At 59.8% G+C, this 13,489-nt stretch carries 14 protein-coding genes; 8 read left to right on the forward strand and 6 right to left on the reverse strand.

Annotated features, from left to right (window positions below):
• The first annotated feature begins 33 nt into the window (after positions 1–33).
• A complete protein-coding gene (locus tag ABAC402_RS38710) occupies positions 34–378 on the forward strand; it encodes a hypothetical protein (protein WP_031236124.1) in 345 nt (114 codons plus the stop codon).
• 201 nt (positions 379–579) lie between these two features.
• Here the strand turns inward: ABAC402_RS38710 and ABAC402_RS38715 are convergent, their stop codons facing one another.
• Genes ABAC402_RS38715 through ABAC402_RS38725 form a run of 3 tightly spaced genes read right to left on the reverse strand, consistent with a single transcriptional unit; the run spans position 580 to position 2,403 of the window.
• On the reverse strand, positions 580–1,590 hold the full coding sequence (locus tag ABAC402_RS38715) for an RluA family pseudouridine synthase (protein ID WP_023451330.1): 1,011 nt from the start codon (positions 1,588–1,590) through the stop codon (positions 580–582).
• Between the two features lie 26 nt (positions 1,591–1,616).
• On the reverse strand, positions 1,617–1,970 hold the full coding sequence (locus tag ABAC402_RS38720) for a biopolymer transporter ExbD (protein ID WP_023451331.1): 354 nt from the start codon (positions 1,968–1,970) through the stop codon (positions 1,617–1,619).
• Between the two features lie 13 nt (positions 1,971–1,983).
• Positions 1,984–2,403: a biopolymer transporter ExbD gene (locus ABAC402_RS38725; protein WP_023451332.1), complete on the reverse strand. Its 420-nt coding sequence runs from the start codon at positions 2,401–2,403 to the stop codon at positions 1,984–1,986.
• 125 nt (positions 2,404–2,528) lie between these two features.
• Here ABAC402_RS38725 and ABAC402_RS38730 point away from each other — a divergent pair, with 125 nt between their 5' ends.
• From ABAC402_RS38730 to ABAC402_RS41170, 3 genes are read left to right on the forward strand one after another with little or no spacing between them, the layout of a single operon-like run.
• Positions 2,529–2,720, forward strand: coding sequence for a hypothetical protein (locus tag ABAC402_RS38730; RefSeq protein WP_023451333.1), 192 nt, complete (start codon positions 2,529–2,531; stop codon positions 2,718–2,720).
• 36 nt (positions 2,721–2,756) lie between these two features.
• Positions 2,757–3,626 carry an SPFH domain-containing protein gene (locus ABAC402_RS38735; protein ID WP_023451334.1) on the forward strand — a complete coding sequence of 290 codons (870 nt, stop codon included), beginning with the start codon at positions 2,757–2,759 and terminating at the stop codon, positions 3,624–3,626.
• Positions 3,627–3,676: 50 nt separating this feature from the next.
• Positions 3,677–3,811 carry a hypothetical protein gene (locus tag ABAC402_RS41170; RefSeq protein WP_255346319.1) on the forward strand — a complete coding sequence of 45 codons (135 nt, stop codon included), beginning with the start codon at positions 3,677–3,679 and terminating at the stop codon, positions 3,809–3,811.
• Positions 3,812–4,178: 367 nt separating this feature from the next.
• Here the strand turns inward: ABAC402_RS41170 and ABAC402_RS38745 are convergent, their stop codons facing one another.
• Both ABAC402_RS38745 and folE read right to left on the reverse strand, forming a co-directional pair.
• Positions 4,179–4,613: a biopolymer transporter ExbD gene (locus ABAC402_RS38745; RefSeq protein WP_023451336.1), complete on the reverse strand. Its 435-nt coding sequence runs from the start codon at positions 4,611–4,613 to the stop codon at positions 4,179–4,181.
• 325 nt (positions 4,614–4,938) lie between these two features.
• The gene (folE, locus tag ABAC402_RS38750; protein WP_023451337.1) at positions 4,939–5,571 is read right to left on the reverse strand and encodes a GTP cyclohydrolase I FolE; all 633 of its coding nucleotides are present in this window, start codon (positions 5,569–5,571) and stop codon (positions 4,939–4,941) included.
• 284 nt (positions 5,572–5,855) lie between these two features.
• Between folE and cysS the strand changes: the two genes are divergently transcribed.
• A complete protein-coding gene (gene cysS, locus ABAC402_RS38755) occupies positions 5,856–7,283 on the forward strand; it encodes a cysteine--tRNA ligase (protein ID WP_023451338.1) in 1,428 nt (475 codons plus the stop codon).
• Positions 7,273–7,830: an SRPBCC domain-containing protein gene (locus ABAC402_RS38760; protein WP_023451339.1), complete on the forward strand. Its 558-nt coding sequence runs from the start codon at positions 7,273–7,275 to the stop codon at positions 7,828–7,830. Before cysS ends, ABAC402_RS38760 begins: the two co-directional genes overlap by 11 nt.
• Before the next feature lie 3 nt (positions 7,831–7,833).
• Here ABAC402_RS38760 and argB read toward each other — a convergent pair whose 3' ends face one another.
• Positions 7,834–8,778 carry an acetylglutamate kinase gene (argB, locus tag ABAC402_RS38765; protein WP_031236126.1) on the reverse strand — a complete coding sequence of 315 codons (945 nt, stop codon included), beginning with the start codon at positions 8,776–8,778 and terminating at the stop codon, positions 7,834–7,836.
• 122 nt (positions 8,779–8,900) lie between these two features.
• Here argB and ABAC402_RS39575 point away from each other — a divergent pair, with 122 nt between their 5' ends.
• Together ABAC402_RS39575 and ABAC402_RS39580 are read left to right on the forward strand one after the other, a co-directional pair.
• Positions 8,901–11,018, forward strand: a complete 2,118-nt coding sequence (locus tag ABAC402_RS39575; protein WP_023451341.1) for a hypothetical protein — start codon at positions 8,901–8,903, stop codon at positions 11,016–11,018.
• Positions 11,019–11,186: 168 nt separating this feature from the next.
• On the forward strand, positions 11,187–13,489 hold a 2,303-nt coding region (locus tag ABAC402_RS39580; protein ID WP_023451342.1), incomplete at its 3' end, for a M10 family metallopeptidase C-terminal domain-containing protein.

A 13,489-nucleotide genomic window follows, 5' to 3' on the forward strand; every position in this document is an offset into this window, starting at 1 on the left:
ATGAGCGTAGCGCGTTAGCCGTGAGCGATAAAAATGACTAGATGGAATGAGCTGGTGCCGGAGGCGTTTGCTGACCGCGACCATCCCATCCTGCGGGCCATGCGCGGCACCCTGATCCTGGTGCGTATGAACCAGATCGACGGCGACGATGCGCTGTTGTCGACGGAGATACTGGCCGGGCGGTTGATCCGCGCTAACCGGTCGGAAGGGTTTGTATTGTCCCTGGTCGGCAAGAAATCTGGCCAGGAGTTGTTTCTACCGCTGGTGCCGGATGCCTTCAACCTGGTCGACCGTGGCCGGTATCAGCTTTCGTGCGGGACCATCATTCACAATCCGGAATTCCTCGGTGCGTTCGACATTTATCGGGAGGGCAAATGAACCTGCCTTGGGATCAAATTTTCAGCGATCCGTGGCTGATCGTGATGGTGGGCCTGTTCGTGGCGCTGGGCGGATGGATGCTGTACCAAAAGTGGCGGCGCAAGCCGTAAGAAAGAGTCTTCACCACGAACGGCACGAACAGGCACGAACTTCAGAATCTCTTTGAATCAGCCGCGAAGCGGCGTTCGTGGTCAATCCTTGCTATATTTCTTTCAGCGACTCGACCAGCTCGGTCATATCTTCCGGCATCTTGGCCTTGAATTTCAGCTTTTCGCCGGTGATCGGGTGCACGAAACCCAGGACACCGGCATGCAGCGCCTGGCGGCTGAACTCGAGCTCACGCAGAATCTCTTGAACCTCACGCGCCGGCGCGCCCGAGCCATAGACGGGGTCGCCGAGGCACGGGCAGCCGAGATGGGCCATATGGACCCGAATCTGGTGCGTCCGCCCGGTCTCCAGCCGGCAGGTCAGCAAGGCCGCTAAGGGTTTGGTGATGCCGAAAACCTCGTCGAGCTGATAATGGGTGGTCGCCTCGCGCCCGCCGCCACGCAGGACCGCCATCTTCTTGCGGTCGTGATGCGAGCGGCCAATGCGGGTATTGACCGTGCCGGTCATGTATTTCGGCGCACCGCGCACCACCGCCTTGTATTCCCGGTCGATATCGTGGCGGCCGAAGAGCTCCGACAGTCCGCGGTGCGCGACGTCGCTCTTGGCCGCCACCATGACGCCGGACGTGTCCTTGTCGAGCCGGTGGACGATGCCTGGCCGCACCACGCCGCCGATCCCCGACAGGCTGTCGCCACAATGAAACAGCAAGGCATTGACGAGGGTGCCATCGCGCGTACCCGGCGCCGGGTGGGCGGCCATGCCAGGCGCCTTGTTGATCACGATCAGGTGAGCATCTTCGAACAGGATCTCCAGCGCGATATCCTGTGGCTCCGGATTGGCGCTGACCGGTGCCGGAATGTTCAGGCTGTAGTCACCGGGCTTGGCCTTGTGCTTGCCGTCGGTGACGATGGTGCCGTCGTGGCTGAGGCGGCCTTCGGCGATCAGGGCCTGTAGCCGGGCGCGCGACAGGTCCGGAAAGTGAACTGTGAGGGCGCGGTCCAGTCGGTCACCGGCCTGTTCGGGCAAAAGGGTTACGGTCAGGGCCTCGGCTTCGCCTTCGAGCGCAATGTCGTCGTCGTCGATATCGTCGGGGGTGTCATTCATGCGTTCCGATACGCCAGTATGGGCGCTTAGGGAAGCTCACTGCCTTCGACGTCTTTGGAAATAATCGCGACCCTTTCAAAACCGTGCAAATGAAGGAGGTCGATCACTTCTGCAAAGTACCCATCTAGATTGCCATCCTCGGAGACAACATAGATTCTTTCGTCGTAAGGATAGGAGGTTTTCAGAAGCAATCTGACCTTATCCGGCAAATCAGCCAGCGCGACCGTTTCACCATGGATGACGATTGTGGCTTGGGCGGTTACGTGGACATACAGTGGTTTTTCGACCGCGGCAGTACCTGACGGGGGTAGACGCACATCTTTGTCGTCCAATCCAACTGACGATAATGCCAAGGCGGCGGTGAGATACAATACTAACATGCTTCGTGGCTCCTTAGTCCATATCCTCGTTGATCAGGCCGATGCTGCTGTAGCCGTTGGCCTTCAGTTCGTTGAGCACGACCATAAAGTCGTTATACTCCACATCGGCATCGCCGCGCACCAGGATGCGCTCTTCCAACGGATGGTCGCTCTGCAAGGCGGAACGCAGGTCGGAGTCGAGTTGCAGCAGGCTGGTCTTCCGGGCGCCGATATAGATCTCGCCAGGTCCCTGGATCGAAATAAAGATCGGCTTTTTCCCGGTGGTCTCGCCGGCCGGCGGCATGTCGAGCCTGATGGCCCTGGTCGCCACCGGCATCGACACCATGAAGATGATCAGCAGAACCAGCATGACGTCGACGAACGGCGTCACGTTGATGTCGGAGTTCTGTTCGATTTTGTACACTGCGCTTGAGCTGCGAATCTTTGCCGGCATTGGCTTTTCCTCCCTCTTACCTGCCGGAGGGGGCTCCGGAGACATCCTATTGTACCATGATTGCGCGCTTGCTTAGTCGATGAAAAAGTGATATCACTGTGATATGAGAAATCGGAGGGCTTTATATGTCGAACGATGACAAACCCCTGAGCACCCTGGTGTCCCAGGGGTGGGAGATCGTGAACTACACCGTCGCCTATGAGGCGGAAGGGGCCATGCAGAGCGTGCTGCTGCGCCGGCAGAAGCAGCACAAGATCCTGCGGTTTCGACAGAAGACCTTCGGTAAGGGCTATGTCGTCAAGGAAATGGACGTCTGAGAGATTATCTCTGAAGACGCCGTATGGGAGGCTGGAATGAACGATCAAACCATCAACAAAACGCGCGAAGTTACCGGCGCAGGCGGCAGCGGCGGCCTGTGGCTGATCATCCTGCTGGTGATTTTGGTAGCGATAGGCGCAACCCTGTTCGCCCGCATAGTTGTAGCGGCGGTGCCACTGGGCCTGGCCGCGCTGTTTATTCTGTGCGGCTTCTATACGCTCCAGCCGAACCAGGCGGTGGCCGTCACGGTGTTCGGCAATTACAAGGGCACCGACCGGACGACCGGTCTGCGCTGGGTGCCGTTCTGGTATGGCCGCAAGAAGGTGTCGTTACGAGTCCGCAACGTCACCAGCGAGGCGCTGAAGGTCAATGACCAGCGGGGCAACCCAATCGAAATCGCTGCCAATGTCGTGTGGCGCGTGTCCGATTCGGCCCAGGCCTTGTTCGATGTTGACGACTATACGGCCTTCGTCAACATCCAGATCGAGACGGCCTTGCGCGAAACGGCGCGCCAATATGCCTACGACCACGCCGATGACGGTGAACCCACCCTGCGTGACGATGCCGAGATTGTCGGCCAAAGGCTGAAGGCCGACCTTGCCGTCCGGGTCGAGGTTGCCGGCGTCGCCATCGACGAGACCCATCTGATGCACCTGGCCTATGCACCGGAAATTGCCGGCTCGATGCTGCGGCGTCAGCAGGCGGAAGCCGTCATCGCCGCCCGACAAAAGATCGTCGCCGGCGCCGTCGGCATGGTCGAAATGGCGCTGGACCAACTGTCGACGCGCGGCGTGGTCGAGCTGGATGAAGAGCGCAAGGCGGCCATGGTGTCCAACCTGCTGGTGGTGCTGTGTGCCGACCGCGAAGTCCAGCCGGTGGTCAATACCGGCACGCTTTACGGCTGATGGCGTCGCCGGGCAAACGGTCCTATCCGCTTCGGGTGCGGCCCGAGGTCATGGCGGCGGTCGAACGTCTGGCCGCAGGAGAATTACGTTCGACCAATTCCATGCTGGAAATGCTGCTGCGTGAGGCACTGGCGCGGCGGGGTATCAAACTATCTACCGGGCAAAAGCCGGAGGCGGATGAATAATACCAACCCGCGAAAAAATTGACACATTGACAGTAGGTAGACCCCTCCGCCTCGACGCGCTTCGCCCTTTGGGCTCGCTTGCTCGGCACCTCCCCATTTGAAATGGGGAGGAGAAGAAACCATTGAATTTTTTTTTCCTCCCCATCCCTTCGATGGGGAGCGGGGTGGCCTGTGCCATGGCGAGCAAGCGGAGATCGAAGATCGTAGCGCTGCCTGCCGGCGAGGCTCGAGACGGAGGGGTCCCCTTGCGGAAAGAATGTCAAAGTCAAAGCGGTTTGGTATAAGGTGCGCCAACCCATGTTTCACGCAACAAAAAGCCCCGGCAGGATATCCTGCCGGGGCTTTAAAAACTCGCGATCGGAAAAGACTATTCGATGTCTTCGTTGATCAAACCGATCTTCAGGAAGCCGTGCTGCTGAAGCTCGTTCAGCACCTTCACGAAGTCCTTGTATTCGATGTCCTTGTAGCCACGGACCAGAATGCGCTCGTTCAGCGGATCATCCGACTGCAGAGCGGCGCGGACATCGGCGTCCAGCGTTTCCAGCGACGTCTTGCGATCAGCGATGTAAATGTCGTCCGGACCCATGATCGAAATGAAGACAGGATCCTTCTTCTTCTCGCTTGTAGGCGGTGCCTTTGCAGGCGGAAGGTCGAGCTTGATCGAAACCGTGGCCACCGGGATGGACACCATGAAGATGATCAGCAGAACCAGCATGACGTCAACGAACGGAGTCACGTTGATATCCGAATTCTGTTCGACCTTGTACTTGCCGCCGCCGCCGCCGCCGAGCTTTGCACCCATGAGTAAAACTCCCTTTGAGCCCCGCGCCGCAACGCCTGGGGCGAAATCTTATGCCATCCGGTTACTGCATCAGACCAATGGGCGCAGGACCGTAAGCGCCCGAGTTCAGAACCGACCCGCTGATTTAGGCCAAGTCCCGGTCAAAAGTAAAGACCTAAACCCGCCGAAACGCAGGCTTAGACGAAAGGGATTAAGAATATTCCCTATTGCCGTGCTGAATTTTCGCGCCATAGGAGAACCAGAGGAGAGCCAGAGGAGAAAAAGACGGCGCGGGCTCTTCAACCGGGCATGCGCCATGTCAAAAAGTCATCCGGAAGGCCTGACGCTATTTCTGGCTGAGTCTCAGAAAGCGCTCCTGAAGGGACTTGTCGGTCCTGAACACGCCGGTGAAGCGGGTGGTAATGGTCGAGACGTTTTTGTGATGGACGCCGCGCGTCGTCATGCATTGGTGCTCGGCGTCGATCAGGACGGCCACGCCATGCGGCGCCAGCGACTCTTCGAGCGCGTCGGCAATCTGCTTGGTCATGGTTTCCTGGGTCTGCAGGCGCTTGGCGAAGATTTCGACCACGCGGGCGATCTTGGAGATGCCGACGACCTTTTCCGTCGGCAGATAAGCCACCCAGGCCTTGCCGAGGAACGGCGCCATATGATGCTCACAGTGCGATTCGACGTCGATCTCGCGCAGCATGACCATGTCGTCGTAGCCCTGCACGTCCCCGAAAGTGCGCGACAGCTCTTTTTTCGGGTCGGCTGTATAGCCCTGGAACCATTCGTCATAGGCCTCGACCACGCGTTTGGGCGTGTCAATCAGGCCTTCACGGTCGGGATTGTCACCGGCCCAGGCCAAAAGCGTACGGACGGCGTCCATGGCCTGTTCGCGACTCGGGCGGTTGGTGAAGGTGGTTACGCTGACCGGCTTCGATGTGGCGAGCAGGCTTGTTGGATCCAGGCTATCCATAGTCAATATCACAGTCCCCTGAGGGCCGAGTAGCGCCGGTGCGAAGGCAACCGGAATGACGCGTGGCATCCCTCGATTTTGGCCTCAAAATCGGCCTCAAAATTGTTTGTCCCGCGCAATGGTGCGCGACACGGCTGCCCGATTCCGTCAGAACGGTAAAAAGAGCGGCCGTGACACTTACGTTTCTAGCACATTTTGGATCAAACTGCGCGAGTTAAACATGGTGCATCGGCGAGACCGCGTCTATATGGGACCCTGACCCCCGATTACAACTGAAAACACCCATGAAACTGCATATTTACGACACGCTGCGCCGCGAAAAAGTCGGCTTCGAACCTCAAAACCCCGAGCGCGTGACCCTGTATGTCTGTGGTCCGACCGTCTATTCCTTTGCCCATATCGGCAATGCCCGACCCGTGGTCGTGTTTGACGTCTTGTTCCGGCTGCTGCGCGCCCTCTATGGCGAACACCACGTTATCTATGCCCGCAACATCACCGATGTCGACGACAAGATCAACAAGGCGGCCTTTGACCAGGGCGTCGAGATCGACGTCATCACCAACCATTTCGCCGACATCTATAACGCTGACATGGCGACCCTGGGTGCCCTCCGGCCGACCCTGGAGCCGCGGGTGACGCACAATATCGACGCGATCCTGGCCCAGATCGCCGCTATTCTTGCCAATGGTCACGCCTATGCCGAACAGGGCCATGTCCTGTTCGACGTTGAGTCGTTCAAGGCTTACGGCGCGCTGTCGCGGCGTTCGCTCGATGACATGATCGCCGGCAGCAGGGTCGAGGTAGCGCCCTATAAGCGCAATCCCCACGACTTCGTGCTGTGGAAGCCGTCCAAGCCCGGCGAACCGGCATGGGACAGCCCGTGGGGACCCGGCCGGCCGGGCTGGCATATCGAATGCTCGGCGATGATCGAGGCCAATCTCGGTCTGCCGATCGACATCCATGGCGGCGGCCACGACCTGATCTTTCCGCACCATGAGAACGAGATCGCGCAAGGCCTGTGCGCCCAGCATGCCCATGGCCAGGACAGCGGCTACGCCCGCTACTGGATGCATAACGGCTTTCTGACCTTCGAAGGCGACAAGATGTCGAAGTCGCTGGGAAATGTGAAGCTGGTGCACGACCTTATCGAACAGGTGCCCGGCGAGGTTATTCGCGCCGCACTGTTGTCGGCGCATTATCGCGGGCCGCTGGACTGGACCGGTGAATTGATCGCTCAGACCCAGTCGCGGCTTGACGGCATGTACGGCACCTTGCGCAAGTTCGCTGCCGTTCCGGGGCGTGACGAGGCTGCGGCGCCGGCGATCCTGGAGGTGTTGTGCGACGACCTCAACACGCCGCGGGCGTTTGCCGAACTGTCGGCCCTGGCCAAGGCCCTGGAAACGGCGGCGGATGACGAAGCTCGCATCGCCGCCAAATCGCGGTTGTTGGCGGCCGGCCGTGTCCTGGGCCTGTTGCAGGGTGACCCCGAGGCCTGGTTCAGGGGCGGTGTGGACGAAGACCTGAAGGCGAAAATCGACGCTCTGGTGGCGGAACGGGTAGCGGCGCGGACGGCAAAAAACTGGCCTGACGCCGACCGCATCCGCAAGGCGCTTGACGACCTGGGGGTGGACGTGATGGACTCTGCCACAGGCGCGACATGGAAGTTGAAGGCCGCGGAAACGGAAGATAGGGGCTTGAGCCATGGCCTATAAGATCGAAGCACGGATCGGCATCGCGGCACCGATCGACGATGTCTATGACATCATCGCAGATATCGACTCATGGACATCGTGGAGCCCCATTCACCAGGCGGTTTCAGGCAAACTCAGCTTCGGCGCACCTTTTCATTCCGAGGAAAAGTTCGAAGGCCTTGGCATATGGGAGATCGACGGATTTATCGCCGACTGGACTCCGCTGTCGCATATCCACATTACCGTGCCCAAGAAGTTCTTTGAGGGCAAGCTGGTGCGCTATTTCGAATTCGAATCGCTGTCGCAGACCGGTTCGGCCTTTAGTGTCGGCGCGCTTTTTTCCGGTTTCCTGTCGGAGCGCGAGGGGCGTCGTTTTGGCCGATATTTCCGCGCCGGCTTCGAGTCCTTTTCCGAGGCCCTGAAAACCAAGGTGGAAGCCGAATACCTGGCCAAGCCGCCCGAACAGCGCGGCAAGGCCAGTAAACCACCAACGGTCCCCGAAGTGCCGCTGAAAAAAGAAGCGCCCTGGGCGCCGCCCAAACGCTGGAAGATCGGCAGTACGAGGTAGGATCTACCCCGCCTTGATCAAAGTCCCTGCCCCATGTTCGGTGAACAGCTCGACCAGCATGGCGTGGGGGCGGCGTCCGTCGAGGATGACCACGGCCTCGACGCCGGCCTCGACCGCCGCAATCGCCGTTTCCAGCTTGGGGATCATCCCGCCCGAGGCGACACCGCTTTCGATCAGCCCGCGCGCTTCGGAGACGGTCAGCTGGCGGATCAGGTCCTTGTTCTCGTCCAGAACGCCGATGATGTCGGTCAGCAGCAGCATGCGCTTGGCATTGAGCTTGCCGGCGATGGCGCCGGCCACGGTATCGGCATTGATATTGAAGGTCTGGCCTTCGTCCGACACGCCGATCGGGGCGATGACCGGAACATAGTCGTGGTTCGGATCGCCGATCAGGGTGCGGATCAGCTTGTCGTCGACCACCTTGGGCTCTCCGACGAAGCCCAGATCGACGATCTGCTCAATCATCGAGTCCGGGTCCTTCTTGATCCGGGTGGCTTTTTCAACCGTGATCAGGCCGGCATCCTTGCCCGACAGACCAACGCCGCGAACATCGGCTTCCTGGCCGGCGCGCGTGATCCAGCTGGCGATTTCCTTGTTGACCGCGCCCGACAGCACCATTTCGGCGATTTCCATGGTGGCATTGTCGGTGACGCGCAGACCGTCGACGAAGGTCGACCTGACGCCGGCACGGCCCAGCATGGCCGAAATCTGCGGCCCGCCGCCATGGACCACGATCGGATGGATGCCCAGCAGCTTGAGCAGGACGATGTCGGAGGCGAACTGCTTGGCCGTCGCTTCTTCGCCCATGGCGTGGCCACCATATTTCACCACGACGATTTCGCGGTCATAAATCTGGATGAAGGGCAGGGCTTCGGCAAGCGTGCGGGCGGTGGCCCAGCCCTTTTCCTCTTCCTCGGTATAGGTTGCGTCGGAGGTGATCTTGGTCATGGCGCGCGCCATACCTGAGAAGTCTTACGCTGTCATCACATGATTGCTATGAAACGGTGGTAGCTTGACCGTTGGCGGGACCAGGACTAGCTTGAGACCGTGCCGATATCGGGAAAAGACGCATGCCGGTCGTGTCAGACTACACCGCTCTTCTGTCCGGCGACTCATGGAACGGCCTGGAATTGAGCAGCGCGCCGGCCATTGTCACCTTCAGCTTTGCCGTCGCAGCGCCGCCTGCCGACCTGTCCGTCATGGGGCCGGAGGCCTATGCCACCTTCCTCGCACTGAGCAACGCCCAGCGCAATCAGGCGCGCACCGCCATGCAGGAATGGGCCACCGCCTGTGGCATTACCGCGGTCGAGGTGGCGCACGGCACGTCCGATATCACCTTCTCATCCTACGATTTTTCGGCCTCTGTCTATAACGGCAGTGACGGGGTCGGCTTCTATCCGTTCGGTGACTGGAACTATTACAGCTATCCACACTTCTTCGACGGCGGCTTTGACGTCGCTGGCCATGTCCTGCTCAACACGGACTCGCAGACGGGCGGCCTGTTCAACTACGGCCTGCTGCTGCATGAGATTGGCCACGTCCTGGGGTTCAAGCACCCGACCGAGGTGTTTGTTAACTACGCGTCCGGCGTGACTCACGATCAGGTTCTGGCCAGTGATAACGGCACCGCTACCATCATGACGCAACAGACCAATGGACCACAGCATCTGACAGCGCTGGATATGGCCGCCGCCCGGCATGTCTACGGGACCAACGCTCAGGACGGCAGCCAATATGCGGCCTGGGCCTATAGTTCGGTCGGCAACAGCTTCTCGTTTACGGCCAAGGCGGCAGGTGGTTTCGTGCGCGGTTCGGCGGTGGATGATCTGGTTACAGGCTCAGCCAATGGCGACGAGGTGGTCGGGCTGACTGGCAACGATACGCTCAACGGCCTGGGCGGGGCGGACGAATTGTTCGGCGGCAAGGGCAATGACCGACTTGATGGCGGGGTCGGAAATGACTCGCTTTATGGCGGCAAGAACGATGACCTTTACATCGTCGACAGTGTATTTGACTGGGTGGTTGAATTCGCCGGCGAAGGCAGCGACACCGTCCAGGCCGGGCTGAGCTGGACACTGGCTGCAGAGGTGGAAAACCTGACCCTGACCGGCAGCGCCCCTGTCAACGCAACGGGCAACGGGCTTGGCAATGCCCTGACCGGCAATGCCGGTAACAATGCCCTGGACGGGCTGGCCGGCGCCGATACCCTGTCTGGCGGGGGCGGCAATGATACCTACCTGGTCGATCAGGCCGGCGATCATGTCGTGGAGGCCAGTGGCCAGGGTAGCGACCTGATCCTGGCCGGGGTCAGCTACAGCCTGGCCGGGCGGGTGGTCGAGCATCTAACCCTCACCGGCAATGGAAATTTGAAGGCGACCGGCAATAGCCTCGGCAACGCTCTGACAGGCAACAGCGGTAACAACCTTCTGGACGGCGGGACAGGCAACGACACCCTGACCGGCGGGGCTGGGGACGATACCTATTATGTCCAGACTGCGGGCGACAAGGTCGTCGAAGCCAATGGCCAGGGCAACGACACAATTCTGTCGAGCCTCACCTACGACCTTGCCGGGCGCTATGTCGAAACCCTGACCCTGACGGGAACAGCGAATATTCATGCCACGGGCAATTCGCTCGGCAATGCCTTGAACGGCAACAGCGGCGACAATATGCTGGACGGTGGTGCGGGCAACGACACGATGACCGGCGGGCCGGGCAACGATACCTATTATGTCCAGGCGGCCGGCGACAAGGTGATCGAAGCGGGCGGGGAGGGGACAGACATTATCTATGCGAGCGTCACCTACAGCCTGAGTGGTCGTTATGCCGAAACCCTCATCCTGACGGGAACAGCGCCTGTCAACGCCACCGGCAATTCGCTGGCCAATACATTTATCGGGAGTGACGGCAACAACGGCCTCAACGGCAAGGGCGGCGCGGATATCCTGACCGGTGGCCTGGGCGCAGACATCTTCCTGTTCGAGACCAGCAGCGGCGCAGACACCATCACCGATTTCAATGCTCTCCAGAACGACAGCATCAACATTCACGCCTATACCGGCGGTGTGGCCAATGCCGGTCTGGTCAGCCAGTCGGGGGGCAATGTCGTGATTGCGCTGGGTGGTGGCAATGCGGTCACGGTGACCGGAGCCTTGGTGGTCGATGTCCTTAGCCATATGGTCTGGTAGGCAATTCCCGCCCGGGCGATGCCGTCCAAAGGAACGGCCTGAGGTAACGGGGGACCGGACTTTTTGCCGTGCGGCAAAATTGTTCCAAGACTTGGGTTCAGAACGATTGCAGTTTATGCTTTTTTAACCCGCCGCCGGTGAGCGGCCAAATGTTGTGGGGGGTTTTCCTTGGCGCGTGTTTTCGGTAACGATGACGACTCGATCTGGTCCGTGCGCACCGCGCGCGATCTGTCGCCGCAATCCGGCGCTTCGACCACCTTATTTCTGAACGAAGCCGCCGATACCGACTCTTCCCCTTCGCCGACCTTGCTGTCTCGCCCCTTTGCCGGTGCTTTCGACTCCAAAGCTCAGTCCGACTTTTCCGGTGATACTCCGACGGGATGCCTGTGCTGCGGTGGTGGCGGTCTGGGTGGTGTCGGTGCTAAGCAGGGCGCTTCGGGTGGCATCCGCGATGCGTCCCAGCCGGGCATTTCCGAGGTCATGACCTACACCTTCGATCCCGTCGATAACCGCTATGAATATACCGGCAACCCGTTGATCGACGGCGCCATCTTTGGTTCGCGCTGGACGGTGACCAATATCACCTTCAGCTTCCCGGCGACCGGCGAATTCTACAACACGCCCTATTACGATCCCGCTTATACGGCGGAACAGGTGCCCTTCAACGCTGCCCAACAGTCGGCGGCGCTGTATGCCTTCAGCCTGATCAGCAGCTACACCAACCTGACCTTTACCCAGGTGACGGAAAGCGCCGAAACCCACGGCATTATCCGCATGTCGCAAACGACGGCGGACGGCGCCGGCTCGGCCGAGGGCAACTTCCCGGGTTCGGACGCCTCTGACGGCGACATCTGGTTCGGCCAGACGGGCCAGCCCTTCTATCTGACGCCCCGGATCGGCAACTGGGGCATGGCGACCATGATTCACGAAATCGGCCATACCATGGGGCTGAAACATGGTTACCAGGACTATCATACCTTTGACTTGACGGTGGGTGGCTATCTTGATGGTCCCGGTCCGCATTTCGGCACCCGTGCCCTCCCTTCGGACAAGGACGGTTGGGCGTGGTCGGTCATGACCTACCGCTCGGCGCCGGGGTTCGACATCGATTTCCAGGGTGACCAGTTCAACCAGCCGCAAACCTATATGCAGGCGGATATAGCGGCTCTGCAATTCATATACGGCGCCAATTTCACCAGCAACGCCACGGATTCGGTCTATACCTTCAACGCCACGACCGGCGAAATGTTTATCAATGGCGTGGGCCAGGGCCTGCCGGAATTCGACGCCGTTGCGGGTCTTGGCAAGATCTTCCGCACCATCTGGGACGGCAACGGTGTCGACACCTACGATTTCTCGAACTACAGCAACAACCAGACGATCGACCTGGCCCCCGGCGGCTTTTCGACCTTCAGCCTGGCGCAGTTGGGAGATTCCCTGCCCCTCGAGGATGGCTTTACGGCCCAGCCGGGCAATATTGGCAATGCCCTGCAATACCTTGATGATTCACGCTCTCTGATCGAGAATGCTATTGCCGGCTCCGGCAACGACCTGATTATCGGCAACGCCGCAATCAACAATTTGACCGGCGGTTCAGGTAACGACACCTACGTTGTCGACAGTAGCGATGTCGTCGTGGAAACCGCAGAGCAAGGCACAGACCTGATCATGGCGCTCAGCAGCTACAGCCTGGGTGACACCCTCGAAAACCTGACGCTGCTGACGACGTCTGATGCGACCGGTAACGGCAATGACCTGGCCAATGTCATTATTGGCGGCACCGGAAGTTATGATCAACTCAATGGCCTGGGCGGCAACGACATTATCCATGGCGCCGATTTGGCGCCTTATCCCGCCGCAACCTTGAACGAAACCGGATTGCCGCAACACGACACCATCGCCACGGCGATCCACCTGGCACCCTCTGCGTTCGGGCTGAACAGGGATGCCAATATCGCCAATTCGACAACGGTCCCGCACACAACGGTAACGGGGACGGGTGACGGCTTCTATGATGTGTACAGTTTTGTTGTCGATGCTGCCGGTGTTGTCGGTACATTCGACATCGACGCCTCGGTCAACCTGGATTCCTTCCTCGAACTGTTCGACGCGGACGGCACGCGCCTGGCCTTTGATGACGATTCGCTCATCACGAACGGCGGTGGCGGCAGTCGTTTCGACACCGATTCTTTCCTCACCCATACCTTTGCAACAGCCGGGACCTATTACATTCGCGTCGGCGAGTATGTCACTGCCACCAGATCTGCGGCTCTGGAATTCGGAGACGGCTACACGCTGCAAGTGTCGCTGGCAGGCAATGCCTTGCCGCCTGCGGGCTTCGATCCGGCCGACGGTGCCGATGCCATAGATGGCGGCACCGGCAATGACACGCTGATGGGTGGGGCCGGCAATGACTATGTGGTGGGTGGCAACGACACAGGGACCGGCGAAGACGGCGCCGATCTTCTCGA

Origin of the sequence: Asticcacaulis sp. AC402 (assembly GCF_000495835.1) — a bacterium.
GTDB lineage: Bacteria > Pseudomonadota > Alphaproteobacteria > Caulobacterales > Caulobacteraceae > Asticcacaulis.